We start from the raw sequence: 23,004 nt of genomic DNA, 5'->3' as shown, positions 1-23,004 counted from the left end.
CCGATCTCCTGGTAGAGCTGGCGGGCGATCGGCTCCATGTAGGTGGGGCCGACGTTCATGTAGAAGTTCATGGTCTGCTGCTCGGCCGCCATGATGGTCAGCGCGTGCAGCTTCGAGATCGGGGGCGTCTTCGTCCTGTCGTACGGCTCGCGCACGTTGTCCACCGGGTCACGGTGGTGCATGAACGTCGGCCGGCCCGGCATGACCTCGGTGAGCTGGTCGACGATCTTCTCCGCCTTGCGGTGCTCGATCATCTCGTACAGGTTCGAATACCGGTAGAGGTGATCGAAGTCCTCCAGGACGCCGAACTGGTACGCCTGCTTCAGGTACGGGTCCGGCTCCATCCTGGCGACCCACGCGGTGAGGTCCACCGCGACCTGCTCGTACGCGATCGTCGTCTCCAGCACCGAGGCGAGGCCGGGGAGCAGCCAGTTGACCACCTTCTGCTGCTGCGCCTCGATGTAGCGGACCCGCGCGAGATGCTGCTTGATCTCCAGGTCGGGGCAGTGCCGGGCCAGGTGGTGGCTGAACATGATCGCCTCGACCTCGATGCCGTTCATGGCGATGATGCGGCACCGCGTGTACGGGTCGGCGTGATCGGGATCGGTCGGCGTGACGTTCAGTTCGCGCCAGTTGCGCAGCTGCTTGTCCAAGGGGATGCCGCGCTCGCGCAATGGGTTGAAGGTCATGTGCGTCCGCTCCTTCGCGGTCGGGAACATGCGATGTGCCCGCCTACCCGAGGCGTCCCGGTGCAATCTCGGCGCCCGTTCCGCCGAAGCTCCGCGTTGGGTAATCCGTTCGCCTCTTGAGCGTGTTCGGCCGCGCCCGGGGTAGGCAGCCCCGTACTCGAAGGAGGAGAGACATGACGAAGACGGCGCCGGAGAAGATGGCCGAGACGGACGTCATCGAGTTGCTGGTCGCCCAGCACGGGATGATCAGGAACCTGTTCGACGAGGTCGAGCAGGCCCCCGCCGACCAGCGCGGAGAGGCGTTCACCCGCCTGGTGCGCATGCTCGCCGTGCACGAGACCGCCGAGGAGGAGATCGTGCACCCGTACGCGCGGGGCAAGATCGACGGCGGCGACGGCGTGGTGGAGGACCGGCTGGCCGAGGAGAACCAGGCCAAGGAGATGCTGTCCCGCATGGACGAGGCCGGCCCCGACGCACCCGACTTCATGGAGAACCTGCTGATGCTGCGCGGCGCCGTCGAGGCGCACGCCCGCGCCGAGGAGCGCTACGAGTTCAACAAGCTCATCGCCCACACCACCGAGGCCGAGCGGCGCAGCATGGCCGCCGGCGTCAAGGCCGCCGAGGCCATGGCGCCCACCCACCCGCACCCCGGCACCGAGTCGGCCACCAAGAACGTGCTCATGGGCACGCCGATCGCGATGATGGACCGCGTCCGCGACGTCATCCGCCAGGCCATGGGCAAGAACCCCTGATCATGGCGGCCCCCAAGGGAATCGGCCTGCCCGGCACGATCCTGGGGATCGGGCTGGGCGGCTTCGTCGACGGCATCCTGCTGCACCAGCTGCTGCAGTGGCACCACATGCTGAGCAGCACCGACACCGACCGCATCGGGGTGCGCTATTACCCGGTCGACACCGTGCCTGGGCTGCGGATGAACACGGTGTGGGACGGCCTGTTCCACACCGTGACCTGGCTGGCCGTGCTCGCCGGGATCGGCCTGCTCTACTCCCGCGTGACCGCCTCGCGCGGCCGGGTGTGGCGCTCGCGGGCGCTGTGGGGCTGGATCTTGTCGGGGTGGGGGCTGTTCAACCTGGTCGAAGGCGTGATCGACCATCACCTGCTGGGCATCCACCACGTCCGTACGGGGCCGTACCAGCTGGCGTGGGACCTCGGGTTCCTGGCGCTCGGGGTGATCCTGATGGCCGGCGGGTGGGCGCTGCGGCGCGGCGCCGACCCGCTCGACCTGTGCCAGGCCCCGCGGTGATGACCCACCACCATGTCGACGGCACGGTGCTGCTGCTCCTGCTCCCGGCGGTCGCCTATCTGGTTCTGGCGGGCCGGAGCAAGTGGAGCCCGTGGCGTTCCGCTGCCTTCCTGGCCGGTCTCGCTCTCGTCGCCGCCGCCTTGGCCGGGCCCGTCGCCGAGCTGGCCGCGCACGACTTCCGCGGCCACATGCTGCAGCATCTGCTCATCGGCATGCTGGCGCCGCTCGGCCTGGTGCTGGGCGCGCCGGTGACGCTGCTGCTGCGTACGCTGCCGGCCGCCCGCGCCCGCCGGCTCACGGCGCTGCTGCGCTCGGTGCGCCTCGTCGCCGATCCCGTCGTCGCGCTGCTGCTCAGCGTGGGCGGGATGGTGGTGCTCTACTGCACGCCGCTCTACCGGCAGACCCTCACGAACCCCTGGCTGCACGAGGCCGTCCACCTGCATTTCCTGCTGTCCGGCTGCCTGTTCGCGTGGGTGATCGCCGGGCCCGACCCGGCGCCGCGGCGGCCGTCCGTACCGGTGCGGCTGGTCGTGCTGGGCGTCGCGATCGCCGTGCACGCCGGGCTGTCCCAGCTCATGTACGCCGGCCTCGCCGTGGACCTGCCCGTACCGGCCGAGCAGCGGCGCGGCGCCGCCGAGATCATGTACTACGGCGGGGACCTGGCCGAACTGCTGCTCGCCCTCGCCCTGGTGAGCACATGGCGGCCGCGCCGGCGCGCCGCCGCGTCCCCTGTGCGGTCCGTGTCCGCCTGACTCCTCGCAGGCAGGCCCCCATCACAGGTTTGTTGCAGTATGCAAGGTTCGCTTGGTCTCCTCAGGCCGTCCGGCTGGAATGGTCGTCGAGATGCGGGGAGGTACACGGGGGGCGTGTCCTGGGTGCCGAGGAGATGAGGCGTGAGGGATGGGGCTTTCCCGGGAAGAGCGGCGGGCACTGGAGGACCTGGAGAAGCGGCTGGCGCTCGACGAGCCCGAGCTGGACGCGCTGCTCTCCGGGTCGGGCGGCTCTTCCCTGTGGCGCAGGTCGGCGGTGCACGTCTGGCTGATGCTGATGCTGCTCACCTGCGCGATCTTCATGATGGGGATCGTGCTGCTGCTGACGACGGGGGAGCGGGAGTGCCCGGGGGTGCCGTTCAGCTCCTGTGAGGGGGCCGGCGCCCGGCAGGAGGGCTAGCGCGGTACAACTGTGGTCATGGGTGACATGTCCGCGATCAGTGGGAAATCTGCTGATGATGGGGACGATGATCTGTCGGCCGTCGTCACGGCCGTGCTGAGCGGGTCGCGGCTGCTCGTCGCCGTCGCCGCCCGGTCGCTCGGCGCGGTCGAGGACCGCATCACGCTGCCGCAGTTCCGGATGATGGTGGTGCTGGCCGGGCACGGCGAGACCAAGCTCGTCACCATGGCCGACCTGCTCGGCGTCAACTCCTCCACCGCCATGCGCATGGCCGACCGCCTGATGGCCGCCGGGCTGGTCGTGCGCGAGGTCAACCCGCACAACCGGCGCGAGAGCCTGATGCGGCTCACCACCGAGGGGCGGCGCATCGTCGACCAGGTGATGGAGCGCCGCCGTACCGAGATCGGCGCCATCGTCGCCCGCATGTCGGCCGAGCAGCGCCGCGCGCTCATCTCCGCCATGAACGCCTTCAACGAGGCGGGCGGCGAGTCCCCGGAGACCGCGCCCCGGCCGCTGGGCTGGCAGGACGTCTGATCCCGCAGCCCCGGTCGGCCCCGGTCAGCCCTGGTCAGCTCAGGTCAGGTCAGGCGGCCGGGTCGGGGAAGCTCTCCGGAGTGGTCAGGCCCGTGCTCTCCAGCAGGCGCTGGTGGTTCAGGACGGCCGCGTTGCACTGCTCGGCGAAGCGGCGGACCAGCGTGTTCTGGGTGCTGCCGCGCACCTGGCCGATGAGGCCGAAGATCTGGCCGTGCGCCAGGCGCAGCCACTTGATGTACGTGGCGTCGTAGGCGGAGCCGGTGCTGCCGGAGATGTCGCTCATCCAGCTCTGCTGCTGCTCGGTGGGCTTCACCGGCAGCGTGATCTCCAGCTTCGAGGCCACCTCGCGCACCTGCCGGTCCAGGGTGTGGTGCTGGCTCGCGATCGTCTCGCTCACCTGCCTGACCTTGGCCGTGGTGGCGCGCTGCACGGCGTCCTGCGCCATCGGCATCTCCCAGAGGCTGGCCAGGCGTACCTTGCGGATGAGCTCCCTGTCGATCTTCGACACCGGCCCCCACTTCGTCTCCCAGACCCCCTCGTCCTCGTCCTCCGCGGGCGGGGCGGAGGACTCGGAGGGTTCCTCGTCGGGAAACGGCGACTCGCTCGCCACCTCGGCGAGCGCGGCGGTGTTGGCGCCGTCCGCGGCGGGCGTCGGCGTGTAGCCGGCGCACGCCGTCACCGGCAGGAGCGTGGCGGTCGCGCAGACGACGAGTACGCGTCGGGGTCCCATGATCATCGTCCCCTTCCCCGGCCTGAGACGGCCGTCATCATGAGGTACGCCGCCGGAGGCGAGGCCGTTCATGGCACTGTGCAAAAGTTGCGGGAGGCCATGAACGATCACCAGGGAGGAGACGCCATGGGCGCCGTCGACTCCGCGCATTACTGGCGCCATCCCGGTCTGGGCGGGCTCGACCTGATGCACGCCCGATTCGTCCGGCACCGGTTCGGGCGGCACAGCCACGAGACGTACGCGATCGGGGTGGTCGAGCAGGGCGAGGAGGAGATCCGCTTCGCCGACGGCGTCGAACGCGCGGGGCCGGGCGGCGTGGTGCTCATCGAGCCCGGCGTCGTGCACACCGGGCAGGCCCGCACGCCGGACGGGTGGACGTACCGGGTCCTCTATCCCGGGGTCGAGCAGATGCGGGCGGCGGCGGCCGAGCTGGGCGGCGGCGCCGGCACCCCGTCGTTCAGCCGCAGGATCGTCGCCGACCCCCGCCTGGCGCGGCAGGTGGCCGCCGCGCACCGGGCCGCCCGTCCCGGCGGGGCCGCCGACGCCGACCTGCGGCTGCACGCGCTGCTCGTACGCCTGCTCGCCGCGTACGGCGCCTCGGGACGCACGCGCAGGGAACGCACCGATCAACGCGCCCTGGAAAGAGCCCGCGACCTGCTGCACGCCGGCCTGCCCTGCCCGCCACCGCTCACCGAGCTGGCCACCTCGGTCGGGCTCACCCCGTTCGGCCTGGTGCGTTCCTTCCGCGCCCGGTACGGCATGCCGCCGCACGCGTACGTCACCCACCTGCGCGTCACCCGCGCCCGCACCCTGCTCGCCGCCGGGCTGCCGCCCGCCGAGGTCGCGCAGCTCGTGGGCTTCTGCGACCAGTCGCACCTGTCCCGGCACTTCCGCCGCCTGGTGGGCGTGCCGCCGCGTGCCTACCAGCGTGCAATAACGTCCAATCCCCGCTTGCCCGGCTCCTCCTAGGGTGCCGGGCATGACGGAACTCGACCTGAACCGCCCCGACATGGCGGCACTCGGCCGGCAGGCCGTGGACGTGCTGGCCGACTGGCTCGACGCCCTGGAGAAGTCGCCCGCCAGCGACTACTCGCCGCCCGACGGCCTGGCGGAGCGCCTGCGCCGCCCGCCCGCCGCCGGGCCGGGCGACTTCGGGGAGCTGGCGGAGACGTTCCTGCGGGCGGCCGGGCAGGGCGTCAACACCGCGGGCCCCGGCTACCTCGCCTACTTCCCGGCCGGCGGGCTGTACTCCGCCGCGCTGGCGGAGCTGCTGGCCAACGCCGCCAACCGGTACACGGGCCTGGCCCAGATGTCGCCTGCGCTGGTCGCCATGGAACACGGCGTGCTCACCTGGTTGTGCGAGCAGTTCGGGCTGCCGCCCGGCGCGGGCGGCATCACCACCAGCGGCGGCTCGACGGCCACCCTGTCGGCGGTGCTGGCCGCCCGCCAGAGCCGGCTGGGCGACGATCTGACCGGCGCGACGTTGTACGTCACCGGCCACACCCACCACTGCGTGGCCAAGGCCGCCCGCATCTGCGGCCTGCCCGCCGCCGCCGTGCGCGAGGTGCCCGTGACCGATGACCTGCGCATGGACGTACGCGCCGCCGCCGGGCTGATCGCCGCCGACCGGGCCAAGGGGCTGCGGCCGTTCCTGCTGGCGGGGACCGCGGGCACCACCGGCACCGGCACCATCGACCCCCTCCCCGAGGTGGCAGAGCTGGCCGCCCGCGAGGGGCTGTGGTTCCACGTGGACGCGGCCTACGGCGGCGGCTTCCAGCTCACCGAGCGCGGCCGGCCGCTCCTCACCGGCGTCGAACGGGCCGACTCCATCGCCCTCGACCCGCACAAGAGCATGTTCCTGCCGTACGGGACCGGCGTGCTGCTCGTCCGCGACCCCGCCACGCTGCACGCCGCGCACGCCGACGGCGGCGACTACCTCCAGGACCTCGCCGCGATGGACGGCCTGCCCGACTTCGCCAACCTCGGTGTCGAGCTGACCAGGGAGTTTCGCGGGCTGCGGCTGTGGCTGCCGCTGCACCTGCACGGCGTGGACGCCTTCACCCGCGAGCTGGAGGAGAAGCTCGACCTCGCCGCCGTCGTGCACCGCGAGCTGGCCGCCGATCCCCGCTTCTCCGTGCCGTGGCGGCCCGACCTGACCGTGGTGGTGTTCCGGCTGCGCGACGGCGACGACGAGCGCAACCGGCGCCTGCTCCAGGAGATCAACGACGGTGGCCAGATCTACCTGAGCAGCACGAACGTCCAGGGGCGGCTGTATCTGCGGCTGTGCGTGCTGAGCTTCCGCACCCACGCCCGTCACGTCGGGCGTGCGCTGAAGATCGTCCGGGCCGCGGCCGACGTCGGCTGAGTGTTTCGGGGTGCGTACGAAAGTTTCATCCCCGTGTGGCGGCCCCATTTCCGCAGCTTCCAGCGTCGGCGTGGTCAAGGGGTCTTCACTTCGCGCAAGAGGCCGTTGACAGGTGCCGGAAAGCGGGCCGATACTTTCGCCAGCCCACCGATATTTTCGGCAGGCACTCGGCTTCACCACGTTCGATCGGGGCCACCTCGGCCATCGGGCGCGTACCACGCTGCCCGCATCCCCGCCGTCATCACGCGAGGAGGAAGCACCCCCATGAACGGCGCACCCCCCTACCCGCCGGGCCGCAGACGCGGCCGCGCACGGCGGTTCATCGCCCGCGCGGGCGCCATCGTCGTGGCGCTGGCCGTCGCGATGCTCCCCGGCATCGCCCACGCGGCCATCACGACGAACCAGACCGGCAACAACAACGGCTACTTCTACTCCTTCTGGACCGACTCCCAGGGCACCGTCTCCATGGAGCTCGGCTCCGGCGGGAACTACAGCACGTCCTGGCGCAACACCGGCAACTTCGTCGCCGGCAAGGGCTGGTCGACCGGCGGGCGCAGGACCGTGTCGTACTCGGGCAGCTTCAACCCGTCGGGGAACGCGTACCTGACCCTGTACGGGTGGACCAGGAACCCGCTCATTGAGTACTACATCGTCGACAACTGGGGCACGTACCGGCCCACCGGTAACTACCGGGGCACCGTGACCACCGACGGCGGGACGTACGACATCTACCAGACGACCCGCTACAACGCCCCGTCCATCGAGGGCACCAGGACCTTCGACCAGTTCTGGAGCGTCAGGCAGCAGAAGCGGACGGGCGGCACCATCACCGCCGGCAACCACTTCGACGCCTGGGCCCGCGCCGGCATGAATCTGGGCAACCACGACTACCAGATCCTCGCCACCGAGGGCTACCAGAGCAGCGGCAACTCCAACATCACCATCGGCGGCTCCGGCGGGGGCGGCGGCGGTGGCGGTGGTGGAGGCGGCGGTGGAGGCGGCGGTGGTGGCGGTGGCGGCGGCGGCTGCACCGCGACCCTCTCCGCCGGCCAGCAGTGGAGCGACCGCTACAACCTCAACGTCTCGGTCAGCGGCTCCAGCAACTGGACCGTCACGATGAACGTGCCCTCCCCGGCCCGTGTCCTGTCCACCTGGAACATCACCGCCAGTTACCCGAGCTCGCAAGTGCTCACCGCCCGCCCGAACGGCAACGGCAACAACTGGGGCGTGACCATCCAGCACAACGGCAACTGGACCTGGCCCTCGGTCTCCTGCAGCGCAGGCTGACCTCCCTCTGAACCCTGTGGCGCGACGGCTGCGAAAGCCGCCGCGCCACAGCGCTGTCCGCGCGCGGTCAACCGCCGTTTCGGTGGGAGTCCTTCGTGATGAGGGGGAAGCCGGCTGTCCGGCGGCGCGGACTTCCGCGGTTCGAGGGCGAAGCCCGATGCGTCAGCGGGGTGGGCCGGCGGCGATCGTCCTGCGGGCGTCGGCGACGCCGCCGCGCCACCAGCCCATCGCCTCCACCCACCAGGTCATGCCCGACTCCGCGTAGCCCTCGACGAGGCCGTCGGCGGCGCGGCCTTCCAGGGCGATGTCGAAGCCGTCCAGTGAGCCCCGCTCCTCGCCCAGGAAGTCGACCACGCGGGCGAACTCCGCCACCGGCACCGGCGGGAGGTCGTGGCCGTAGTCGCGGAAGGTCGGCATGGCGCCGTCCCAGCGGGCCGCACGGCGGAAACCGGCCCGCGTGGGCCAGCGGCCGGGGCACCAGATCGGGATGCGGGGCCGCTGCACGGGAGCCGGCAGCAGATGCCCCCAGAGGTGGGTCAGGTCGTCCAGGCCCTGGTCGAGCTTCGCGGCGCGGACCTTCAGGTCGGGGTCCTCGCCGAAGTCGGTGTACTCCTCGTCGATCGAGCCCAGCCCCGCGCCGAAGACGAGCCGGCCGCCGGAGAGGCGGTCGAGTGAGGCGGTCTCCTTGGCGACCGTCTGCACGCGGCGCCGGGGGAGAGCGGTCATCAGGATGCCGAGGCGGACGCGCTGCGTGCGGGCGGCGATGGCGGACAGCGCCACCACCGGGTTCGCGACCGGCCAGCTCGGGTCGACGTAGAGCAGGTGGTCCCAGAGGTAGACCGCGTCCCAGCCGTGTTCCTCGGCGGCGACGCCCAGCTCGGTCAGCAGCGTGGGGTCTCCGAACTCGCCGACGTTCGGCAGTCCGACAGCGAAGCGCACCATGAGGGTAAGGCTATGCCCGCGTACGAGCCGGCTCGACCATGAAACACGGTAAGCCGCCGACAAACATCCCTTGAGCTGGATATTTCCCAATACATCGTAAGCAGAGCTAACATTTCGGGCATGAGGACGAAGGAGGATCTGCCCGGTGCGTTCGCCGGCGTACTGCTCGGGCTCAACCGGCTGATCCGGCGCCGCCTGCGTCAGGGCCTGACCGGGCCGCGGCTGCGCGGCGCCCAGGTCGAGCTGCTGCGCCTGGTCGCCGACCACCCCGGCATCAGCGTGTCGGCCGCGGCCAAGGAGCTCTACCTGGCCGGCAACTCGGTCTCCACGCTGGTCAACCAGCTCAGCGGGGCCGGGCTGCTGTACCGCGAGGTACGCAGCGAGGACCGCAGGTCCGCCAGGCTGCTGCCCACCCCGGACGGCGAGGCGCGCCTGCGGGCCTGGCAGGAACGCCGCACGGCGCTCGTCCGCGAGCACCTCGCGCGGCTCCCCGAGGAGGACAGGGCCGCGCTGGAGGCGGCACTCCCTGCGTTGCGCCGCCTGGCCGCCGGCCTGCAGGAAGAGCAGGAAGAGGAGGTGAGCGCGAAATGACGCCCACCGAGGCCGCCCGCGACGGCGTCCCGGACGGCCGAGCGGGTCACGCGCCCGGCGGTGCGGAGGCGGCGGTCGCGTGCACCGGGCTGCGGTACGCGTTCGGCGAGTCCGTCGCCGTGGACGGGCTCGACCTGACCGTGCGGGCCGGGGAGGTGTTCGGGCTGCTCGGGCCCAACGGGGCGGGGAAGACGACGGCGATCAGGTGCGTGACGACGCTGCTGCCCGTGCCCAAGGGCATGGCGCGGGTGTTCGGGCTCGACGTGGCCGCCGACCGGATGCGGGTGCGGCGCCTGCTCGGGTACGTCCCGCAGCAGCTCTCGGCCGACTCAGGGCTGACCGGCAGGGAGAACGTCTCGCTCTTCGCGCGCGTCTTCGACGTCCCCAGACGCGAGCGGCGGGAACGGGTCGCCCAGGCGCTGGAGGCGGTCGGCCTCACCGAGGCCGCCGACCGGCTGGCGAAGACCTACTCGGGCGGCATGGTCCGCCGCCTGGAGCTGGCCCAGGCCCTGGTCAGCGCGCCCCGCCTGCTCATACTCGACGAGCCCACGATCGGCCTCGACCCCATCGCCCGCACGGTCGTGTGGGAGCACATCATGGCCGTACGCGCCGCGACCGGCATGACCGTCCTGGTCACCACCCACTACATGGACGAGGCCGACCAGTACTGCGAGCGCGTGGCCCTCATGCACCAGGGCGGGATTCGCGCCCTGGGCACGCCGCGCGAGCTGACCGACGACCTGCGCGCCCGGCGCGGCGACGACAGCACGCCGACCCTGGAGGACGTCTTCCGCGACGTCGCCGGCAGCGGTCTCGACGAGGGAGGGGAGTTCCGCGATGTCCGCCGTACCCGCGACACCGCCTCCCGCGTCGGCTGACGGCGCGGCGGCGGTCCTGCTGCCCGCGCCGGCACAGGACCGGCCCGCCTGGCGGGTCGTCCCGGCCAGGGTGGCCGCGATGTGCGTGGTGGAGCTGCAGAAGCTGCGCCACGACCGTACGGAGCTCTACACCCGCGCCGTCCAGCCCGCGCTGTGGCTGCTGGTCTTCGGCGAGACGTTCACCCGCATCAACGTGATCCCGACCGGCGGCATCCCCTACCGCGACTATCTGGCGCCGGGGATCATCGCGCAGTCCACGATGTTCATCGCCATCTTCTACGGCATCCACATCATCTGGGAACGCGACTCGGGCGTGCTGACCAAGCTCCTGGTCACGCCGACGCCCAGGGCGGCGCTGGTGGCGGGGAAGGCGTTCGCGGCAGGGGTGAAGGCGATCGTGCAGGCGGTCGTGGTCGTGGTCATCGCCGCGCTGCTCGGCGTGCACCTGTCCTGGCATCCGCTGCGCCTGCTCGGCGTGATGGCAGCGGTGCTGCTCGGCTCGGCGTTCTTCGCCTGCCTGTCGGTGACGATCGCCGGCATCGTACGGACGCGCGACCGGCTGATGGGCTTCGGCCAGGCCATCACGATGCCGCTGTTCTTCGCCTCCAACGCCCTCTACCCGACGACCTCGATGCCGGACTGGCTGCGGGTGGTCAGCGCGGTCAACCCGCTCAGCTACGAGGTGGACGCGCTGCGCGGGCTGCTGCTCGGCGTCCCCGCGCACCTGCCGCTGGACTTCGCGGTGCTGGCGGTGGCCGCCGCGGCCGGCATCACGGCGGCGGCCGCGCTGCTCGGCCGCCTGGCCAGGTAGGCGCAGGTCATCGCCCGTTTAACCCGATCTTCCCCGGGCAGCCGCCGCCCATGATGGACTACGTGCTCCCGCTGCGCTGGGAGGACGACCGCGGCCTGGACGAGCTGACCGCCTACCTGCGCACGCTGGCCCGCCACGTGGGCGCGGTCATCGTCGTCGACGGCTCGCCGCCCCCGCTGTACGAGCGGCACGCCGCCGCCTGGCGCGGCCTGGTCACGCACGTCCGCCCGGCCGCCGACCTGCGCCACGCCAACGGCAAGGTCAACGGCGTGCTCACCGGCATGCGGCTGGCCCGCGCCCCGCACGTGGTCATCGCCGACGACGACGTACGCCACGACCGGGACACGCTCGCCAGGATCGACACGCTGCTGACCGCCGCCGACCTCGTACGCCCCCAGAACCACTTCACCGAGCTGCCCTGGCACGCCCGCTGGGACACCGCGCGCACCCTGCTCAACCGCAGCTTCGGCGCCGACTACCCCGGCACGTTCGGCGTGCGCCGCGCGTTCTTCGAGCGCATGGGCGGCTACGACGGCGACGTGCTGTTCGAGAATCTCGAGCTGATCCGCACGGTACGCGCCCATGGCGGCAGGGAGCTGCGCCCCCTCGACCTGTACGTGCGGCGGCTCCCGCCCGACGCGGCCCGCTTCTGGAACCAGCGGGTCCGCCAGGCCTACGACGACCTGGCGCAGCCGGGCCGGCTGGCGGTGTTCCTGCCGGTGCTGCCCGCGCTGGCCTGGTGCCTGTGGCGGGGCAGGTGGGCAGCTCCGGTGGCGGGCGCCGCGCTGGCCGTCGCGCTGGCGGAGACCGGGCGGCGCCGCGCGGGCGGGCGGCACGTCTTCCCCGGCACGTCGGCGCTGTTCGCGCCGGTGTGGGTGCTGGAGCGGGCCACCTGCGGCTGGCTCGCCGTGGGCGCCGCGCTGCGGGGCGGCGTCCCGTACGCGGGGCGCAGGCTGCGGCGGGCGGCCCACTCCGTACGGTGGCTGCGCAGGAACCGTCAGGCCGGCGGGTCCGGCTCGCTCGCCGCCCGGAACCCGGCGACCTTGTGCGAGCCGTCGCAGAACGGCTTGACCGCCGAGCGCCCGCACCGGCACAGCGCGACCGTCGAACGTCCGGCGGGAATCGGCACGCCGTCCTGAGTGACCAGCCGGAGCGGCCCCCTGACCAGCAGCGGCCCGTCCTCGCACGGCGTCACGGTCACCGCGGCGGCCACATCGTCCCCGTCATCCCCGTGTTGCGACATTCCCCCCACGTTCCCGTGAGCCACGGCGGTATGCCGGAATGATCCCTGACCTGCGGGGTAGCACTGCCGCCGTGAAGCTACGCGAGCAGAGTGTGACGGGCGGGGACCGGGCGGGGGAGTGGCGATGACGACGGCGTTCGACCCGGCCGCGTACGGGCGCGGCATCGCCGACATCTACGACGTCACCGTCGGGAACCTGCCGACCGAGGCGACCGTCGAGCAGCTGTGCCTGCTCGCCGAGGGCGGCCCCGTGCTGGAGTTCGGCATCGGGACAGGCCGGCTGGCGGTGCCGATGGCCCAGCGGGGGCACCAGGTGGCCGGCATCGACGGCTCGCCCGAGATGGTGGAGATCCTGCGCGACAAGCCGGGCGGCGAGAACATCCCCGTCACCGTGGGCGACTTCTCGGCGACGCGGGTCGAGGGCGAGTACGCGCTGGTGGCGCTCACCACGAACACCATCTACGCGCTGCCCTCGCAGGCCGCCCAGGTCGCCTGCTTCCGCAACGCCGCCGCGCACCTGCGGCCGGGCGGCAGGTTCGTGGTGGAGGCGTGGGTGCCCGACCCCGGCGCCTTCCGCCGCGGCTCCGCGCTGCGGCTGCTGTCGCTGAGCGAGGACGTCGTGCTCGCCGAGGCCGCCCGCATCTCGCCCGCCGAGCAGCTCATGGCCACCACCAAGGTACGGCTCACCGCCGGCGGCGTCCGTCTCCTGCCCGCCAACCACCGCTACGCCTGGCCCGCCGAGCTGGACCTGATGGCGCAGCTGGCGGGGATGGAGCGCGAGCACCGCTGGGCCGACTGGACCCGCAGCCCCTTCACCGACGACAGCACCAACCACGTGTCGGTGTACCGCCTGCCCGGCTGAAAAAGGGGCCGCCCGGATGGACGGGCCGCCCGGGTGAAAAGGGCCGCCCGGATGGACGGGTTGCCCGGATGGACGGGCCAGGTCGGATGGGCGGCCCGGATGCCCGGACCGATGGCCGAAAGGTCCGGATGGTCGCGTGGTGGGTGGTCCGGCTCAGGGGAGGCGGGACAGGGAGGTGTCGCCGCGCTCCCAGCGCGTGAGCACGTACCCCGCCCACAACCGCTCCAGCTCCAGCGCGCACGCCGCGCCGAAGACGATGTCACCGGCGAGGGCGGGCTCGTCGGCGGCCAGGGCGGCGCACAGGTCGTGGGCGGCGATCTGCTCGTGCACGGCGTCCGCCTGCACATGCTCGTCGTAGAAGCGCGCGGTCCGGGCGTCGCCGCCGAGCCGCCGCAGCCCCTGCGCGTAGCGCCGGTTGGGCAGCGAGGACGTCATCTCCAGCGCCGCCAGGTGCCCGGCGAGGGCGCCGCGCAGCCGCCGGTGCAGGCCGAACAGCGACATGGCGTTCGAGATGGCCAGCGTGATGCCGGGGACGCGGCCGAGGTAGGCGCCGTAGGAGTCGTCGAGGCCGAGCCCGTGCAGGGTGGCGCGGAACAGCTCGGAGTGCATGCGTTCTGTGCGGCCGCCGCCGTACTCGTCGGCCTGGATCTCCACCAGCGCCGCCTTGGGCCCGCCCGCCAGGCGCGGGATGGCCCACGTGTGCGGGTCGGCCTCCTTGAGGTGGTAGATCGAGCGGTGCACGACGAACTCGCGGAACTGCTCGCGACCGGCCCGCTGCGCCAGGAACGCCGACACCGACGGCCCGCGATCGTCGGCGGCGAGCGCGGTGAGCACCCGCCGCACGTCCCGCGGCCCCTCCAGAGGCGGCATGGGGACTTCGCGCGCCAGCGACTCCTCGAAGTGCCGCTCCAGGACGGCCCTGGCCGCCAGCAGCGCGGGATCCCACTCCCAGCGCTCGTCCACCCCGGCGAACCCCCGGTAGTGCAGCTCGTAACAGGCGAACAGGGCGAGCTGGAAGTCGGCGTCGCCGAGGTCGGCGCCGGTCACGTCGAGGTGCAGCGCCCGCCCGTCGGGCGCCCCGGCCAGGCGGCGGAACAGCAGCGCGGTGACGGGCCCGCGCGGCGCGGGCAGCGCGGGCGCCGGCCCGCCGGTTCTCTCACGGGCGTGTCCCCCGATGGCGTCGACCGCTGTCACGAGCGCCTCCCTCCTGTCGGCTCCTTGTCGTTTCCCACCCTCTGACCAGGCAAACCGCAGGTATGACCGGCCCCAATCCGGGTAGTGGGGAGCGGCGACGGGAAGGGCTCCCGCCGCTCGCAACGGGGGAGGTGATGTCCCTGATGACCCGCGAAATGGAGCGGCATCCCGACATCATCAGCATGCGCGAGAAGTACGAGATGGCCGCGGCCAAGCCGGCCGTTCAGCTGGCGGACGGGCTGACCCTGGTGGCCGGGCTGTTCCTGGCGCTGTCGCCGTGGATCATCGGATTCACCGGCATAACGTCACTGACCATGAACAACCTGGTCACGGGGCTGGCCGTGGCCGTGCTCGCGCTGGGCCTCAGCTCGGCGTACGGGCGCACGCACGGGATCGCGTGGGTCGCGCCCCTCATCGGGCTGTGGACCATCCTGGCGCCCTGGCTGATCAGGGGGGAGGCGGACACGCCGACCACGATCACCACCAACGTGATCGTCGGCGCGATCATCCTCATCTGCGGCCTGGTCGCGCTCGGCATGAGCATGACGAGGAGGCGATGAGACCCGGGCCGGCCCGTGTGACCGGCCCTTCTCATGCGCTCACCCGGACGCGCAGCGCCAGCGCCACCACGGCGGCGTCCCCCGGCACGCGCACGTCGCGGCCGGTCAGCTCACGGAAGCGGGCGAAGCGGTGCTGGACGGTGTTGCGGTGGCAGTAGAGCGCCGCGGCCGTGTCGGCGATCGAGCCGTCGCCCGCCAGATGCACGCGTACGGTCTCCAGCAGCCGCTCCCGCTCCACCGCGCCGATCGACTCCAGCGGGCCGAGCACCCGCTCCGCCAGCTCGGCGGCCAGCTCGGGGCTGTGCGCGACGAACACCTCAAGCCACCGGTCCTCCAGCCGCATCGGCCCCGCGGGAGCCGCGCCGCCGGCCCTGATCGTGGCCGAGGCCAGGCGCACCGCGTGGGGCACCCGGGCCAGCCCCGTCACCCGCGGCGACAGGCCGCACGCCACGTGCGCGAGCGCGTCGAGCACCAGGCGTTCGGGGTTGAACACCCGGGAGGGCAGTTGCACGACGAGGATGTCGCCCGACGGCGACTCGTGACGGTGCGTACGCAACCGAAGCCCGCTCATCCCGCCCGCCGCCACCCGCAGCGCCGCCCCCGACGCGGGCGCCGCCACGACGGCCACGAACGGAGCGGGCACGTCGAAGCCGAGCACCCGCCCCACGTCGCGGACCACGTCGGGGTTGCGCCCGTCGTTGTCCATCAGCCGGGCGAACCACGTGCGCCGCTCGTCCTCCTGCTGCCTGCCCATCTCCAGCACGGCCCGCTGGTAGCCGGTCATCAGGCCGGTGTTGTGCTGCTCGACCGCCTCCCACACCAGGTTGGCCCCTTCGAGCAGCGCCGGGACGTCCTCGGGCGCGGCCAGCCCGACCAGCCCGTGCCACAGCGCGCGGGCGTCCAGCCGGGCCGCCGCCAGCAGCGACTCCAGCGGCACGCCCTGCCCGGCCCGCCGCTCGCCCAGCTTCTCCGAGTGCGGGCGCTGCTCGGGCGGCACTCCGCCCTCGGCCAGGTGGCGCAGGATCAGCTCGAACCCGACCCTGGCCCCCTCGCGCACCTCCTCGCGGCTGACCAGGCCCCGCGCGTACGGCTCCATCGCCATGACCTGCTCGGCCCAGTCGTCGATGAGGTCCTCGTAGCTCTCCAGGCACCGCCTGGCCAGCCGGACCAGCACGTCATTGGTCACATGCACAATCTAGCCGCGCATTTACGCACCGTATCGCCGTTGGTCGGCCCCCTGACCTCGCCATAGCGTGAGCGAAAGGGAGGTTGGACGTTGCATCTGACACCTCGCGAGCAGGAGCGGCTGACCATCTTCACGCTCGCCGAGCTCGCCCGCCGCCGCCGCGCCCGAGGGCGCAGGCTCAACGCCCCCGAGGCCATCGCCCTGATCTGCGACGAGATCCTCGAACTGGCCTGGGACGGCGCCACGCTGCCCGAGGTCATCGAGGGCGCCGAGGCCGTGCTCGGCCCCGGCGACGTGATGGACGGCGTCCCCGCGCTCGTCACCCACGTCCAGGTAGAGGCCCTGTTCCCGAACGGCACCGCGCTGGTGGCCGTGGACGCCCCGATCGGCCCGCCGGAGCACGACGGACCCGGCGCGGTCCGGCCGCTGCCGCGCGAGGTCGAGCTGAACGCCGGCCGCGAGCGCGGCACCCTGCGCGTCACCAACCGGGGCGAGCGCACGGTCTACGTCTCCTCGCACTTCCCGCTGGGCGAGGTCAACGCGGCGCTGTCCTTCGACAGGGAGCCGGAGGGGCTCAGGCTCGCCATCCCCGCCGGCACGGCCACCGCCTTCCCCCCGGGCGAGACCGTCGAGGTGGAGGTCATCACGTCATGAGGCGCGAGACGTACAACGCGATCTACGGCCCGACCACCGGTGACCTGATCAGGCTCGGCGACACCTGCCTGTGGGCCGAGGTGGAGGCCGACGACGTGCCGCACGGCGACGAGCTGCTCGGCGGCTGCGGCAAGACGCTGCGCGACGGGCTGCTGGCCAGCCCGCGCGGCGACCGCGAGTCCGCGCTCGACCTGGTCGTGGCCGGGGTCGTGCTGATGGACCCGGTGCTCGGCGTACGAAAGACGCACATCGGCGTCAAGGACGGCCGGATCGTGCCGGTCGAGGGCGCGATCATCGACTCGCACACGGCGATCGTGCCGGGGGAGGGCCTGATCGCCACGCCCGGCGTCGTGGACTCGCACGTGCACCTGTCCTCGCCGGAGATCGCGCCCGCCGCGCTGGCCTCCGGCGTGACGACCGTGGTCGGCATGGGACTCGGCGGCGTCTGGGACGTCGGCGTCAACCCGGCGCACAACCTGCACACGCTGATGGCCGCCTGGCGCGGCACCCCCCTCAACGTGGCGTTCCTGGCTCGCGGCTCGTCCAGCTCGCAGCGGCTGCTGGAGGAGGCGGTGCTGGCGGGCGCCGGCGGCTTCAAGATCCACGAGGACTTCGGGGCGACGCCGCGGGTCATCGACACCTGTCTCGGCGTGGCCGAGCAGGCGGACCTGCCGGTGGCGCTGCACTCGGACTCGATGAACGAGTCGGGCTACCTGGCCGACACGGTGGCGGCGACGCGGGGGCGCACCGTGCACGCGTACCACGTGGAGGGCGGCGGCGGGCATCCCGACCTGCTGGAGATCCTCTCCGAGCCGCACGTCCTGCCCTCCTCCACCACCCCCACGCTGCCCTACACCACGAACACCGCGGGCGAGCTGTTCCCGATGACGATGACCGTGCACCGGCAGAACCACCACATCGACAGCGACGTGGCGGTGACCCGCACCCGGGTCAGGGAGCACGGCATCGCGGCCGAGAACGTGCTGCACGACCTCGGCGCGATCAGCATCGTCAACTCCGACTCGATGGGCATGGGCCGGGTGGCCGAGACGGTGCGGCGCACCTGGCAGGTCGCGCACCTCAACGCCCTGGCCGCCGGGGCCGGCGAACCGGTGGGTGACAACACACGGATCCTGCGCTACCTGGCCAAGCTGACCGTCAACCCGGCCGTCGCGCACGGCCTGGCCCACGAGGTCGGCACACTGCGGCCCGGCCGCCTCGCCGACATCGTGCTGTGGCAGCCGGGATGGTTCGGCAGCAAGCCCGAGCTGGTGATCAAGGGCGGCTTCGTCGCCCACGGCGTCTCCGGCAGCGGGTCCGGCTCCACCCGGCTCACCCAGCCGCGCGTCTACCGGCCGTACTTCGGCGGCCTCGGCGACGCGCCCGCGCTGCTGTCGCGGATCTTCGTCGCGCACGACGCGCTCGACTCGGCCGACAGCAGGGACGCCCTGCCGCGCGGCCTGCGGTACGCGGCGATCCGGCACGCTCGCGGCCTCACCCGACACGACATGTGCCGAAATATGGCGACTCCTCGGGTCGAGGTGCCGCGCGAACCCGGGCCCGTCCTCGTGGACGGCACCGCGGCGAGCATGGCCCCCGCCACCGAGGTGCCGCTCGCCCAGCTCCACCACTTCGCTTAGGAATCCCCCCGTATGAGCTCCACCACCGCCCGCGGCGCGGGCATCGCGTCCTTCGTCGGCACCTCCATCGAGTGGTACGACTTCTACATCTACGGCACCGCCTCCGCCCTCGTCTTCAGCAGACTGTTCTTCCCCGACGTCAGCCCCGCGGCCGGCGTGATGGCCTCCTTCGCCACCTTCTGGGTCGGGTTCCTGGCCAGGCCGCTCGGCGGCGTCGTCTTCGGCCACCTGGGCGACCGCATCGGCCGCAAGCGCACGCTCGTCGTCACCCTGCTGCTGATGGGCGGGGCCACCACGCTGGTCGGCGTGCTGCCCACGTACGCGCAGGCCGGCATGCTCGCGCCGGTGCTGCTCGCGACGCTGCGGCTGGTGCAGGGCATCGCCGTGGGCGGCGAGTGGGGCGGCGCGGTGCTGATCGCCGCCGAGCACGCGGGGCCCAAGCGCATCTTCTACGCCGCCTTCGCCCAGCAGGGCTCGCCCGCCGGGTCGATCCTCGCCACCGCCATGTTCGCGCTGGTCAGCACGCTGCCCGAGGACGCGTTCCTGTCCTACGGCTGGCGCATCCCCTTCCTGTGCTCCGCCGTGCTGCTGGTGGTGGGCCTGGTCATCCGGCTGCGGGTGGAGGAGTCGCCGGAGTTCACCCGCATGCAGGAGCGGCGCGAGGTGGCCAAGCTGCCGGTCGCCGAGGTCTTCCGCACGGCGTGGCCGCTGGTGCTGCTCGGCATCGGCGCGAGCGGCGTCGGCATCGCGTCGGCGTACTTCACCAACACCTTCATCCTGTCCTGGGCCACCACCGACCTCGGCATCGCCCAGAGCACGATGCTGGACGTGCTGCTCATCGTGGCGATCACCCAGTTCGTCACCCAGCCGCTCGGCGCGGTGCTCGGCCAGCGCTACGGCGCCGCCCGCTTCATGCTGATCGCGTTCACCGCGCTCATCGTGTGCACGCCGATCACCTTCGCCATGGTCGGCACCGGCTCGCCGGTCCTCGCCACGCTGGGGCTGGCGCTGAGCATCGTCTTCGGCGGCATGTCGTACGCGGCGCTGGCCGGGTTCCTCGCCGAGGCGTTCCCGGCGCGGGTCCGCTACACCGGGATCTCGCTGGCGTACCAGCTGTGCGGCGCCCTCATCGGCGGCACCGCCCCGATGATCGCGCAGGCGCTGCTCACCTCGACCGGCACCATCTGGGCGGTCGTCGCCCAGTACCTGGTCATCATCCTGCTCACCATGGCCTGCGTGGCCGCTCTGCAGCGCAGGAGCGCGGCGGCCGCGCGGGAACCGCTGGAGGTCTGATGCGTCTCGACACGCTGTTCGTCAACGGCCGCTTCACCACGCTCGACCGCGACCGGCCGTACGCCACCCGCCTCGGCGTGCTGCACGGCCGGATCGCCGGGCTGGACGAGGAGCTCGACGGCGCGAGCGCCGGGACGGTCGTGGACCTCGGCGGCGCTCCCGTCGTGCCCGGCTTCAACGACGCGCACCACCACCTCAGCATGCGCGGCCAGCGGCTGCGCGAGCTGGACGTGCGGGTGACCAGCCTCGACGAGCTGTACGCGCGGGTCGCCGAGCGCGCCGCCGAGCTGCCCGCCGGCGCGTGGATCCGCGGCGGCGGTTACGACCAGAACAAGCTGGGTGGTGCCCACCCCGGCCGCGAAGCCCTCGACAAGGCCGCGGGAGGCCGCCCGGTCTGGCTCCAGCACACCTCGGGCCACATGGGCGTGGCCAGCACGGCGGCGTTCGCGCTCATGGGCTTCCCCTCGCTGGAGGACGTGCCCGACGTGCCGGGCGGTTCCGTGGGCCGCGACGAGCGCGGGCTGCCCACCGGGCTGCTCGCCGAGCAGGCCCAGGACCTCGCGCTGCGGGTGCTGCGGCCGCTCGCGCACGAGGAGTTCGTGGAGGGCATCGCGCTGGCCGGACGGGCCGCCGCCGCCGAGGGGCTGACCAGCTTCACCGAGCCGGGCGTGGGCGTCGGGCTGGCCGGCAACGGCCGCTGGGACGTGGCCGGCTTCCAGGACGCGATCCGGCGCGGCCTGCTCCCGCAGCGGGCCACGCTCATGCCCGGCTCGCCCAACCTGCACGACGTGGACGCCGAGTTCGGGCTCGACCTCGGCGTACGCTCCGGGTTCGGTGACGAGTGGCTGCGGATCGGGCCGGTCAAGCTGTTCTCCGACGGCTCCCTGATCGGCCGTACCGCCGCCATGTGCTGCGACTACGCGGGCGAGCCGGGCAACCGGGGCTTCCTGCAGGAGGAGGCGGCGGCGCTGCGCGGCTTCATCCTGCGCGCCCACGACTCCGGCTGGCAGATCGCCACCCACGCCATCGGCGACGCCGCCGTGGACGTCGTGCTCGACGCCTACGCCGAGGCCCAGGCCCGCACGCCGCGCCCCGGTGCCAGGCACCGCATCGAGCACTGCGCGGTCACCAGCGACGCCCAGGTCGCCAGGCTCGCCGAACTGGGCGTCATCCCGGTGCCGCAGGGCCGGTTCATCTCCGAGATCGGCGACGGCATGCTGGACGCGCTCGGCCCCGAGCGGGCCCGCGGCTGCTACCGGCAGCGCTCGTTCCTGGAGGCGGGCGTCGTGCTGCCGGGCAGCTCCGACTGCCCCGTGGTGGCGGGCGCGCCGCTGCTCGGCATCCACGACCTGGTCAACCAGGTCACGGCGAGCGGGCGGCCGTTCAACCCTGAGGAGGCGCTGACGCCCGAGCAGGCGCTGCGCGCGTACACCGAGGGCTCGGCGTACGCGGTGCACGAGGAGCACCTCAAGGGCACGCTCGGCCGGGGCAGGCTGGCGGACTTCGCGGTGCTCTCCGACGACCTGCTGGCCGTCGATCCGGCCACGATCAGGGACATCACCGTGATCGCCACGGCGGTCGGCGGGCGGCTGGTGTACGACGTGCGTTGACCTGATTTCGACACCTATGACCCGCCGCTTGCGGAGCCATTGGCTCCCCATGAACCCGTAGTTGGAAGCATGGCCACTGAGGAGTGAGGCGAGCGGGGAGGTGGCGATGCCCCATCGTCCGGGGCCCCTGACGCCGGGGCTCCTGAGCCCCGGCCGCCTCTCGGTGCAGGCCCGTCTCGTCCTGGTGACCGCCCTGCTGTCGCTGGCGAGCCTCACCGGGGTGGCCGGCGCCGTGGACCTGATCGTCCGCGACAGGATCGAGAGCGAGGTCTACGAGAGCACCCAGCGCGCGGCCACCGAGTGGATCGGCGCCATGGGCACCTCGACCCCGCAGCCCGTGACCACCCCCGAGGTCGGCCTGTTCCAGCTCGTGGACGCCACCGGCCACGTCGTGCAGGCCAGCCGCGACGCCGAGGGCCGCCCGCCCATGAGCACCCTGTGGCCGAACTCCGACGACCGCATCCAGCACGGCAAGGAGTGCACGCGGGACGGCTGCGTCATGTTCACCGCCTACCGGCCGTCACCGCAGGAGGAGGAGCTGTGGGGCGGCGCCTCCCACATCGTGTACGCCGGTCGCCCCGAGCCCGCCCTCCTGGCCGGCTGGAACCTGGAGCTGGGCCTGGCCGCCGCCGTCCTCACCGGCACCGCGCTGCTGACCGGCCTGGCCGCCCTGCTCATCCGCCGCACCCTGCGCCCGGTCGAGGAGATGCGGGCCAGGATCGCCGAGATCACCGTCACCGACCTCGGCCTGCGGGTGCCCGCGCCGCCGGGCGACGACGCGATCGCCTCGCTCGCGCGTACCGTGAACAGGACCCTGGCCAGGCTCCAGGAGGCGGTCAGCCAGCAGCGCCACTACTCCTCGATGGTCTCCCACGAGTTGCGCACCCCGCTGGCCGGGCTGCGCATGCGGCTGGAGGAGGCGGTGACCTACCCCGACGCCGACCGTGATGAGACGATCAGAGGGGCGCTCGGCAGCGTGGACCGCCTTCAGCGGATCATCGACGAGATGCTGCTGCTCACCCGGATCCGCACGTCGTCGCCGCGGCAGGCCGAGCGGGTGGACCTGGGCCACCTCGTCCGCGAGGAGGCCGGGAGTCTGCCGGGCCCCTACCGGCCCCTGCTGGTCGTCCACGACTCGCCCCGCGTGTGGGGCAACAGGACCCAGCTCACGGAGGTGCTGACGAACCTGCTGGTCAACGCCCAGCGGCACACCCGCGGCGCGATCGAGGTGAGCGTCGCCCGCGAGGACGACGAGGCCGTGCTGACCGTCTGGGACGACGGCGAGGGCATCGCGCCCGAGGAGCGCGAGCAGGTCTTCCAGCCCTTCGTCCGGCTGGCCGCCGGCCGCAAGCGCGACCCCGCGGGCAGCGGGCTCGGCCTGGCCATCTCCCGCGCGATCGCCCAGGCGCACGAGGGCGACCTGACCATCGAGGACAGCCCGCGCGGCACCCGCTTCGTCCTGCGGCTGCCGCTGGCCGGCGAGCACGAACCCGGCTGAGCC

General features: G+C 72.6%; 23 protein-coding genes and 2 pseudogenes. 19 read left to right on the top strand and 6 right to left on the bottom strand.

The window, feature by feature from the left end; translation table 11 throughout:
* Positions 1 to 689: pseudogene (locus tag AB0K18_RS24985) on the bottom strand (hypothetical protein); the annotation flags it as partial.
* Between the two features lie 173 nt (positions 690 to 862).
* On the opposite strand from AB0K18_RS24985, the gene AB0K18_RS24980 reads away from it, so the two are divergent.
* From AB0K18_RS24980 to AB0K18_RS24960, 5 genes are all read left to right on the top strand, one after another.
* The gene (locus tag AB0K18_RS24980; RefSeq protein ID WP_364918305.1) at positions 863 to 1,441 is read left to right on the top strand and encodes a hemerythrin domain-containing protein; all 579 of its coding nucleotides are present in this window, start codon (positions 863 to 865) and stop codon (positions 1,439 to 1,441) included.
* A gap of 2 nt (positions 1,442 to 1,443) precedes the next feature.
* Positions 1,444 to 1,953: a DUF2243 domain-containing protein gene (locus AB0K18_RS24975; protein WP_364918302.1), complete on the top strand. Its 510-nt coding sequence runs from the start codon at positions 1,444 to 1,446 to the stop codon at positions 1,951 to 1,953.
* Positions 1,953 to 2,705, top strand: a complete 753-nt coding sequence (locus AB0K18_RS24970; RefSeq protein ID WP_364918299.1) for a cytochrome c oxidase assembly protein — start codon at positions 1,953 to 1,955, stop codon at positions 2,703 to 2,705. Before AB0K18_RS24975 ends, AB0K18_RS24970 begins: the two co-directional genes overlap by 1 nt.
* Positions 2,706 to 2,853: 148 nt before the next feature.
* Positions 2,854 to 3,123, top strand: a complete 270-nt coding sequence (locus AB0K18_RS24965) for a DUF3040 domain-containing protein (protein ID WP_364918297.1) — start codon at positions 2,854 to 2,856, stop codon at positions 3,121 to 3,123.
* An 18-nt stretch (positions 3,124 to 3,141) separates the two neighbouring features.
* On the top strand, positions 3,142 to 3,657 hold the full coding sequence (locus tag AB0K18_RS24960; RefSeq protein ID WP_364918294.1) for a MarR family transcriptional regulator: 516 nt from the start codon (positions 3,142 to 3,144) through the stop codon (positions 3,655 to 3,657).
* A 49-nt stretch (positions 3,658 to 3,706) separates the two neighbouring features.
* On the opposite strand, the gene AB0K18_RS24955 is transcribed toward AB0K18_RS24960, so the two are convergent.
* On the bottom strand, positions 3,707 to 4,387 hold the full coding sequence (locus tag AB0K18_RS24955; RefSeq protein ID WP_364918291.1) for a DUF4142 domain-containing protein: 681 nt from the start codon (positions 4,385 to 4,387) through the stop codon (positions 3,707 to 3,709).
* Positions 4,388 to 4,513: 126 nt separating this feature from the next.
* Here AB0K18_RS24955 and AB0K18_RS24950 point away from each other — a divergent pair, with 126 nt between their 5' ends.
* The 3 genes from AB0K18_RS24950 to AB0K18_RS24940 all read left to right on the top strand — a co-directional run bounded on the left by AB0K18_RS24950 (position 4,514) and on the right by AB0K18_RS24940 (position 8,039).
* The gene (locus AB0K18_RS24950; protein ID WP_364918288.1) at positions 4,514 to 5,356 is read left to right on the top strand and encodes an AraC family transcriptional regulator; all 843 of its coding nucleotides are present in this window, start codon (positions 4,514 to 4,516) and stop codon (positions 5,354 to 5,356) included.
* A gap of 10 nt (positions 5,357 to 5,366) precedes the next feature.
* Positions 5,367 to 6,752, top strand: coding sequence for an aminotransferase class V-fold PLP-dependent enzyme (locus tag AB0K18_RS24945; RefSeq protein ID WP_364918285.1), 1,386 nt, complete (start codon positions 5,367 to 5,369; stop codon positions 6,750 to 6,752).
* A 264-nt stretch (positions 6,753 to 7,016) separates the two neighbouring features.
* The gene (locus tag AB0K18_RS24940) at positions 7,017 to 8,039 is read left to right on the top strand and encodes a glycoside hydrolase family 11 protein (RefSeq protein WP_364918282.1); all 1,023 of its coding nucleotides are present in this window, start codon (positions 7,017 to 7,019) and stop codon (positions 8,037 to 8,039) included.
* Between the two features lie 162 nt (positions 8,040 to 8,201).
* Here the strand turns inward: AB0K18_RS24940 and AB0K18_RS24935 are convergent, their stop codons facing one another.
* Positions 8,202 to 8,981 (bottom strand): LLM class flavin-dependent oxidoreductase, encoded by a 780-nt coding sequence (locus AB0K18_RS24935; RefSeq protein ID WP_364918279.1) that lies wholly within the window; start codon positions 8,979 to 8,981, stop codon positions 8,202 to 8,204.
* A 120-nt stretch (positions 8,982 to 9,101) separates the two neighbouring features.
* Here AB0K18_RS24935 and AB0K18_RS24930 point away from each other — a divergent pair, with 120 nt between their 5' ends.
* Genes AB0K18_RS24930 through AB0K18_RS24915 form a run of 4 tightly spaced genes read left to right on the top strand, consistent with a single transcriptional unit; the run spans position 9,102 to position 12,400 of the window.
* Positions 9,102 to 9,572 carry a MarR family transcriptional regulator gene (locus AB0K18_RS24930; RefSeq protein ID WP_364918276.1) on the top strand — a complete coding sequence of 157 codons (471 nt, stop codon included), beginning with the start codon at positions 9,102 to 9,104 and terminating at the stop codon, positions 9,570 to 9,572.
* Entirely contained in the window at positions 9,569 to 10,450 is an 882-nt protein-coding gene (locus AB0K18_RS24925; RefSeq protein ID WP_364918273.1) for an ATP-binding cassette domain-containing protein, read from the top strand. Before AB0K18_RS24930 ends, AB0K18_RS24925 begins: the two co-directional genes overlap by 4 nt.
* A complete protein-coding gene (locus tag AB0K18_RS24920) occupies positions 10,410 to 11,261 on the top strand; it encodes an ABC transporter permease (RefSeq protein ID WP_364918270.1) in 852 nt (283 codons plus the stop codon). Before AB0K18_RS24925 ends, AB0K18_RS24920 begins: the two co-directional genes overlap by 41 nt.
* Positions 11,262 to 11,311: 50 nt before the next feature.
* Positions 11,312 to 12,400 (top strand): glycosyltransferase, encoded by a 1,089-nt coding sequence (locus tag AB0K18_RS24915; protein WP_364918267.1) that lies wholly within the window; start codon positions 11,312 to 11,314, stop codon positions 12,398 to 12,400.
* Here AB0K18_RS24915 and AB0K18_RS24910 read toward each other — a convergent pair.
* Positions 12,364 to 12,504: pseudogene (locus AB0K18_RS24910) on the bottom strand (hypothetical protein); the annotation flags it as partial. The gene AB0K18_RS24915 and the pseudogene AB0K18_RS24910 sit on opposite strands and share 37 nt — an antisense overlap.
* A 124-nt stretch (positions 12,505 to 12,628) precedes the next feature.
* Here AB0K18_RS24910 and AB0K18_RS24905 point away from each other — a divergent pair.
* Positions 12,629 to 13,366, top strand: coding sequence for a class I SAM-dependent methyltransferase (locus tag AB0K18_RS24905; RefSeq protein ID WP_364918265.1), 738 nt, complete (start codon positions 12,629 to 12,631; stop codon positions 13,364 to 13,366).
* 153 nt (positions 13,367 to 13,519) lie between these two features.
* Here AB0K18_RS24905 and AB0K18_RS24900 read toward each other — a convergent pair whose 3' ends face one another.
* Positions 13,520 to 14,560 carry an iron-containing redox enzyme family protein gene (locus AB0K18_RS24900; RefSeq protein ID WP_364918263.1) on the bottom strand — a complete coding sequence of 347 codons (1,041 nt, stop codon included), beginning with the start codon at positions 14,558 to 14,560 and terminating at the stop codon, positions 13,520 to 13,522.
* A 143-nt stretch (positions 14,561 to 14,703) separates the two neighbouring features.
* Here AB0K18_RS24900 and AB0K18_RS24895 point away from each other — a divergent pair, with 143 nt between their 5' ends.
* On the top strand, positions 14,704 to 15,120 hold the full coding sequence (locus tag AB0K18_RS24895; protein ID WP_364918260.1) for an SPW repeat protein: 417 nt from the start codon (positions 14,704 to 14,706) through the stop codon (positions 15,118 to 15,120).
* 31 nt (positions 15,121 to 15,151) lie between these two features.
* Here the strand turns inward: AB0K18_RS24895 and AB0K18_RS24890 are convergent, their stop codons facing one another.
* Complete coding sequence (locus tag AB0K18_RS24890; RefSeq protein ID WP_364918257.1) at positions 15,152 to 16,306, bottom strand: helix-turn-helix domain-containing protein; 1,155 nt, start codon at positions 16,304 to 16,306, stop codon at positions 15,152 to 15,154.
* A 90-nt stretch (positions 16,307 to 16,396) separates the two neighbouring features.
* On the opposite strand from AB0K18_RS24890, the gene ureA reads away from it, so the two are divergent.
* The 5 genes from ureA to AB0K18_RS24865 all read left to right on the top strand — a co-directional run bounded on the left by ureA (position 16,397) and on the right by AB0K18_RS24865 (position 23,001).
* Positions 16,397 to 16,960 carry an urease subunit gamma gene (ureA, locus tag AB0K18_RS24885; protein WP_364918255.1) on the top strand — a complete coding sequence of 188 codons (564 nt, stop codon included), beginning with the start codon at positions 16,397 to 16,399 and terminating at the stop codon, positions 16,958 to 16,960.
* Positions 16,957 to 18,600 carry an urease subunit alpha gene (locus AB0K18_RS24880; protein ID WP_364918252.1) on the top strand — a complete coding sequence of 548 codons (1,644 nt, stop codon included), beginning with the start codon at positions 16,957 to 16,959 and terminating at the stop codon, positions 18,598 to 18,600. The genes ureA and AB0K18_RS24880 overlap by 4 nt, the downstream gene beginning before the upstream one ends.
* 12 nt (positions 18,601 to 18,612) lie before the next feature.
* On the top strand, positions 18,613 to 19,893 hold the full coding sequence (locus tag AB0K18_RS24875) for an MFS transporter (RefSeq protein WP_364918248.1): 1,281 nt from the start codon (positions 18,613 to 18,615) through the stop codon (positions 19,891 to 19,893).
* Positions 19,893 to 21,503, top strand: coding sequence for an amidohydrolase (locus AB0K18_RS24870; RefSeq protein WP_364918245.1), 1,611 nt, complete (start codon positions 19,893 to 19,895; stop codon positions 21,501 to 21,503). The genes AB0K18_RS24875 and AB0K18_RS24870 overlap by 1 nt, the downstream gene beginning before the upstream one ends.
* Positions 21,504 to 21,609: 106 nt before the next feature.
* A complete protein-coding gene (locus AB0K18_RS24865; RefSeq protein WP_364918242.1) occupies positions 21,610 to 23,001 on the top strand; it encodes a HAMP domain-containing sensor histidine kinase in 1,392 nt (463 codons plus the stop codon).
* Positions 23,002 to 23,004 lie beyond the last annotated feature (3 nt).

Origin of the sequence: Nonomuraea sp. NPDC049421 (genome assembly GCF_040677005.1) — a bacterium.
In the GTDB taxonomy this organism is placed as follows: Bacteria; Actinomycetota; Actinomycetes; order Streptosporangiales; family Streptosporangiaceae; genus Nonomuraea; species Nonomuraea salmonea.
This window is presented reverse-complemented; position numbering and strand designations above follow the sequence as displayed.

Coding starts and splice junctions, on each gene's coding strand:
- AB0K18_RS24975 (WP_364918302.1), top strand. CDS start 1,444: ATGGCGGCCCCCAAGGGAATCGGCCTGCCCGGCACGATCCTGGGGATC.
- AB0K18_RS24925 (WP_364918273.1), top strand. CDS start 9,569: ATGACGCCCACCGAGGCCGCCCGCGACGGCGTCCCGGACGGCCGAGCG.
- AB0K18_RS24980 (WP_364918305.1), top strand. CDS start 863: ATGACGAAGACGGCGCCGGAGAAGATGGCCGAGACGGACGTCATCGAG.
- AB0K18_RS24875 (WP_364918248.1), top strand. CDS start 18,613: ATGAGCTCCACCACCGCCCGCGGCGCGGGCATCGCGTCCTTCGTCGGC.
- AB0K18_RS24955 (WP_364918291.1), bottom strand. CDS start 4,387: ATGGGACCCCGACGCGTACTCGTCGTCTGCGCGACCGCCACGCTCCTG.
- AB0K18_RS24915 (WP_364918267.1), top strand. CDS start 11,312: ATGATGGACTACGTGCTCCCGCTGCGCTGGGAGGACGACCGCGGCCTG.
- AB0K18_RS24930 (WP_364918276.1), top strand. CDS start 9,102: ATGAGGACGAAGGAGGATCTGCCCGGTGCGTTCGCCGGCGTACTGCTC.
- AB0K18_RS24960 (WP_364918294.1), top strand. CDS start 3,142: ATGGGTGACATGTCCGCGATCAGTGGGAAATCTGCTGATGATGGGGAC.
- AB0K18_RS24940 (WP_364918282.1), top strand. CDS start 7,017: ATGAACGGCGCACCCCCCTACCCGCCGGGCCGCAGACGCGGCCGCGCA.
- AB0K18_RS24965 (WP_364918297.1), top strand. CDS start 2,854: ATGGGGCTTTCCCGGGAAGAGCGGCGGGCACTGGAGGACCTGGAGAAG.
- AB0K18_RS24945 (WP_364918285.1), top strand. CDS start 5,367: ATGACGGAACTCGACCTGAACCGCCCCGACATGGCGGCACTCGGCCGG.
- AB0K18_RS24895 (WP_364918260.1), top strand. CDS start 14,704: ATGACCCGCGAAATGGAGCGGCATCCCGACATCATCAGCATGCGCGAG.
- AB0K18_RS24950 (WP_364918288.1), top strand. CDS start 4,514: ATGGGCGCCGTCGACTCCGCGCATTACTGGCGCCATCCCGGTCTGGGC.
- AB0K18_RS24905 (WP_364918265.1), top strand. CDS start 12,629: ATGACGACGGCGTTCGACCCGGCCGCGTACGGGCGCGGCATCGCCGAC.
- AB0K18_RS24970 (WP_364918299.1), top strand. CDS start 1,953: ATGACCCACCACCATGTCGACGGCACGGTGCTGCTGCTCCTGCTCCCG.
- AB0K18_RS24865 (WP_364918242.1), top strand. CDS start 21,610: ATGCCCCATCGTCCGGGGCCCCTGACGCCGGGGCTCCTGAGCCCCGGC.
- AB0K18_RS24880 (WP_364918252.1), top strand. CDS start 16,957: ATGAGGCGCGAGACGTACAACGCGATCTACGGCCCGACCACCGGTGAC.
- AB0K18_RS24935 (WP_364918279.1), bottom strand. CDS start 8,981: ATGGTGCGCTTCGCTGTCGGACTGCCGAACGTCGGCGAGTTCGGAGAC.
- AB0K18_RS24920 (WP_364918270.1), top strand. CDS start 10,410: ATGTCCGCCGTACCCGCGACACCGCCTCCCGCGTCGGCTGACGGCGCG.
- AB0K18_RS24870 (WP_364918245.1), top strand. CDS start 19,893: ATGCGTCTCGACACGCTGTTCGTCAACGGCCGCTTCACCACGCTCGAC.